The organism is Deinococcus pimensis DSM 21231 (assembly GCF_000519345.1).
Lineage (GTDB): Bacteria > Deinococcota > Deinococci > Deinococcales > Deinococcaceae > Deinococcus_A > Deinococcus_A pimensis.
The window spans coordinates 2,735-6,369 of the sequence record NZ_KI912680.1 but is presented as its reverse complement, the minus strand read 5'-3'; the positions used below and the strand labels follow the sequence as shown (position 1 = coordinate 6,369).

Here is a 3,635-nt window from a genome sequence, read left to right as displayed (position 1 = left end):
GCCCGTGAGGAGCGCGAGGCTCAGCAGGGCGGCGCGCAGAAGGTGGGAACGGGGGCGGCGCGTCACGTCCGGAGTGTAGGGGCAGACCGCTGACGCGAGGTGAGAAGGATTCACAGTTCTTCACGTGAGAAGCGCCGCTCAGGACGCCGTGGACGTTCGATCTGTGACAAAGCTGCAAGAATTGTGCGGTTAAACTGAAACAACTATGATCGAGCCTTCACTCGCCCTGTATGGCGAAGCGTTCGACCAGGTCGAGCAGCATCTGCTCGACCTTCTTAACGCCACCGGCGTCCGCTACTGCCTCATGGTGGACCGCAAGGGCTTCGTCCTCTCCCACAAGGAGGCGCTGTGGGCACCCCGTCCCCCCGCCCTCGATTCCATCGCCACGCTCGTGGCGGGCAACGCCGCCGCGACCGGCGCCCTCGCCAGCATGCTCGGCGAGCGCACCTTCAGCGAGCAGATCCACCAGGGCGAGAACGGCGTGCTGTACGTCGAGTCCATCGGCGACAAGGCGCTGCTCGTGCTGATCTTCGATTCCAGCGTTCCGCTCGGCAAGGTGAAGCTGTACGCGAAGAAGACCATCGCGCAGCTCGAAAGCGTCCTCGACAACGTCGGCGAGGCGCCGAAGATCGAGTTCGACAAGGGCTTCAGCGACACGGCGGGCGCGCTCCTCGACGACCTGTTCGGCTGAGACGCCCCTCTCACTCTGACTGCCACCACCCGCCGTACCCTGAACGAGGAGTGACGCCATGAGCACCATCAACTTCGCGGCCCGCGAGATCAACTGCAAGATCGTGTATTACGGTCCCGGCATGTCCGGGAAGACCACCAACCTCAAGTACGTCTTCGGGACCATCCCGGGGCACCTGCGCGGCGAGATGGTCTCGCTCGCGACGGAGGACGAGCGCACGCTGTTCTTCGACTTCCTCCCGCTCGACCTCGGCAGCGTGCAGGGCTTCAAGACCCGCTTCCACCTGTACACCGTGCCGGGTCAGGTGTTCTACAACGCGAGCCGCAAGCTGATCCTGCGCGGCGTGGACGGCATCATCTTCGTCGCGGACAGCGCGCCGAACCGTCTGCGCGCCAACGCGGAGAGCATGCGCAACCTGCGCGAGAACCTCGTGGAGCACGGCATCAACCTCAAGGAGGTGCCGCTGATCCTCCAGATCAACAAGCGCGACCTCCCCGACGCGCTGCCCGCCAGCATGATCCGCGCCGTCCTCGACCCGAAGGGCGAGCTGCCCGTCTTCGAGGCGAGCGCCCACGAGGGCGTCGGCGTGTTCGAGTGCCTCAAGATGGTGAGCAAGCTGGTGCTGGAGCGCCTCTCGCAGCCGAAGTAACCCGTCCGTACCGTGATGGCCGCCCCGAACGTCGGGGCGGCCGTCCGCGTTCAGGGAACCCGTCACGCTTCTCGTGACACGTGGGGTACGCTCCTGCCATGCCCCAGACGCTGCGCCTGCTCCCCCCGTCCCTCGCCGTCGCCCAGTTTCCTCGTGAGTCCCCGGTGCCCGCGTGGGCCACGTCGGGGGACCTGTTCTGCGTGGCGCGCACGGCGGACGAGCTGTCGGTGGTGTGCGAGGAGCGCCTCGTGCCCGCCGGGGTGCGTTCGGAGGGCGGCTGGCGCGCGCTGATGCTGGCCGGGCCCTTCGAGTTCACCCTGACGGGCGTGCTGTCGTCGGTGCTCGCGCCGCTCGCGGAGGCGGGCGTGGGCATCTTCGCGTTCTCCACCTTCGACACGGACTACGTGCTGGTGAAGGCCGAGAACGTGGAGCGCGCCGTGGCGGCCCTGCGCGCGGCGGGTCACACCGTGGACACGGCTACCTCCTGACGCAGCGGATGTCCTCGCCGAAGTACCTGCGCGACAGCGTAGCGTACTCCCCGCCGTTCATGAGCTCCGCGAGGGCGGTGTTGACGGCGCGGCGCAGGTCCGCGTTGCCCTTCTCCACGGCCATGCCGATGGCCTCGGTCCAGAGGAGGTCGCTCGTGACGAGCCTCGCGCCGGGGTTGCGGGCCCTGATGTCGAGGGCGACGAGGCGGTCCGTGACGGTCGCGTCGACCTGCCCGGCGAGCAGGGCGAGCGCGGCCTCGTCGCTGGCGGAGTAGACCTTGACGTTCTTCTGGAAGGGCAGCTTGTTCAGCCAGCCGAAGTAGGTGCTGCCCGACTCCACGCCCACGCGCTTCCCGGCGAGGTCGCGGGAGGTGACGGGTCCGCCCTCGCGGGTGAGGATCACGCCGCCCGTGCAGGAGTGCGCGTTCGTGAAGTCCACGGTGAGGGCGCGCCCGGAGGTGATGGCGTGCGACGCGATCACGAGGTCGTACTGGTTGGTGGGCAGGTCGCGCAGGAGATCGTCGAAGTCGTACTTCACCCACAGGGGCTTCACGCCGAGCCGCGCGGCGAGACGGTTGCCGAGCTCCACCTCGAATCCGGTGAAGCGGCCGTTCTCCACGGCGTTGAAGGGCGGGAAGTCGGCGCTGGTGGCGAGACGGATGGTGCCGCTCGCGCGGATCTCGGCGAGGGAGGCGGCGTGGGCGCCGCCCAGGACCGACAGGGAGGAGAGAAGGGCGGTGACGACCCCGGACACACGCTTGGTCATGAACGTCTCCTTGAGGCTCATTATCCGGGGGGCGGACACGGGCGCCGGAGGAGAACGCGCAGGTTGTCTAGGCAGTACCCAGGGCGAACGACAGGCGCGCCGTCAGCGGCGTGAACCCCGCACGCCACATGTTCCGTTCGCTCGCGCTGAGGGGCGCCGTCATCACGACCGCGTGTCGCGCGCCCGCCCCGCGCGCCGCGAGGAGCCGCGCGGCCAGCAGGGCCGCCTGCGCGCCCCGGCCCCGCAGGTCGGGGCGGGTGGCCGTGGAGAAGAGGAGGGCCAGGTCCCCGAACACCTCCGACGCGCCCGCCGCGGCGGCCTCGCCGTCCACGTCGCAGATCCACAGGCGCGTGCGCGGGCGGCGCGACGTGACCGCCATGATGCCCTCGCTGCCCGCGCCGAAGCCCGGGACGACCGCGCCCAGCCACTCGTGGGGTGTCGCCTCCCGCACGGGAAGCGCGGGTTCCGGAAGCGCGCCGTCCAGGGAGCGCGCGTGCACGTTCAGCACCCGCGCCAGCCGGTAGCCGCGCCCGCCGAGCGTCTCCATCAGGTGGGGATGCAGGTGCGTGTACGCCGTGACCCCCGGCACACCGCCCCGCGCGCGCAGGAAGTCCTCCACGCGCGGCAGACACGAGGCGGTCCCCGCGCCCGAACCGAAGCCGAAGCCGACGTTCACGGGCATGCCCGGCCCGCACCAGACGGCGCCCACGTCGCCCTCGTCGAGAACGGCGCCGTCCGACGCGGCGGCGTAGGCGCGCATGTGCTCACGTTCCGCGTCCTCCACGAGGAGCGCCAGGTCCAGGGGATTCATGCGGTCCAGCGTACGCGGCGCGCCCCGCGAGCGCCTCCGCCACGTGGCGCACCCGCCCCTCGGCTAGGATGGGGAAATGCCCTTCTCCAGCATCAGCGTGACCCTCGAAGACGGAATCCTCGACGTCGCGATCAGCAGCAAGCGCGGCGCGCTCGGCCCGGACTTCTGGCGTGAGCTCCCGGACGCGCTCGCGCAGGGACGGGCGGGCGGGGCCCGCGCCGCCGTCGTGC

The 3,635-nt window shown here is 70.1% G+C and carries 5 protein-coding genes; 3 read left to right on the top strand and 2 right to left on the bottom strand.

Annotated elements, in window-relative coordinates; genetic code table 11:
- Positions 1–205: 205 nt before the first annotated feature.
- From mglB to DEIPI_RS0126770, 3 genes are all read left to right on the top strand, one after another.
- Complete coding sequence (gene mglB / locus DEIPI_RS0126780) at positions 206–691, top strand: GTPase-activating protein MglB (protein ID WP_027483814.1); 486 nt, start codon at positions 206–208, stop codon at positions 689–691.
- Positions 692–749: 58 nt separating this feature from the next.
- Positions 750–1,340, top strand: coding sequence for a GTPase MglA (mglA, locus tag DEIPI_RS0126775; protein ID WP_027483813.1), 591 nt, complete (start codon positions 750–752; stop codon positions 1,338–1,340).
- Between the two features lie 98 nt (positions 1,341–1,438).
- Positions 1,439–1,828, top strand: a complete 390-nt coding sequence (locus tag DEIPI_RS0126770; RefSeq protein ID WP_027483812.1) for an ACT domain-containing protein — start codon at positions 1,439–1,441, stop codon at positions 1,826–1,828.
- Here DEIPI_RS0126770 and DEIPI_RS0126765 read toward each other — a convergent pair.
- Both DEIPI_RS0126765 and DEIPI_RS35015 read right to left on the bottom strand, forming a co-directional pair.
- Positions 1,818–2,594 carry an ABC transporter substrate-binding protein gene (locus tag DEIPI_RS0126765; RefSeq protein ID WP_084475064.1) on the bottom strand — a complete coding sequence of 259 codons (777 nt, stop codon included), beginning with the start codon at positions 2,592–2,594 and terminating at the stop codon, positions 1,818–1,820. The two genes, DEIPI_RS0126770 and DEIPI_RS0126765, sit on opposite strands and share 11 nt — an antisense overlap.
- Positions 2,595–2,661: 67 nt before the next feature.
- Positions 2,662–3,405: a hypothetical protein gene (locus tag DEIPI_RS35015; protein WP_052352059.1), complete on the bottom strand. Its 744-nt coding sequence runs from the start codon at positions 3,403–3,405 to the stop codon at positions 2,662–2,664.
- Positions 3,406–3,635 lie beyond the last annotated feature (230 nt).

Excerpts from the sequence above, each read along its gene's own strand:
- mglA (WP_027483813.1), top strand. The coding sequence starts at position 750 with ATGAGCACCATCAACTTCGCGGCCCGCGAGATCAACTGCAAGATCGTG.
- mglB (WP_027483814.1), top strand. The coding sequence starts at position 206 with ATGATCGAGCCTTCACTCGCCCTGTATGGCGAAGCGTTCGACCAGGTC.
- DEIPI_RS0126770 (WP_027483812.1), top strand. The coding sequence starts at position 1,439 with ATGCCCCAGACGCTGCGCCTGCTCCCCCCGTCCCTCGCCGTCGCCCAG.
- DEIPI_RS35015 (WP_052352059.1), bottom strand. The coding sequence starts at position 3,405 with ATGAATCCCCTGGACCTGGCGCTCCTCGTGGAGGACGCGGAACGTGAG.
- DEIPI_RS0126765 (WP_084475064.1), bottom strand. The coding sequence starts at position 2,594 with ATGACCAAGCGTGTGTCCGGGGTCGTCACCGCCCTTCTCTCCTCCCTG.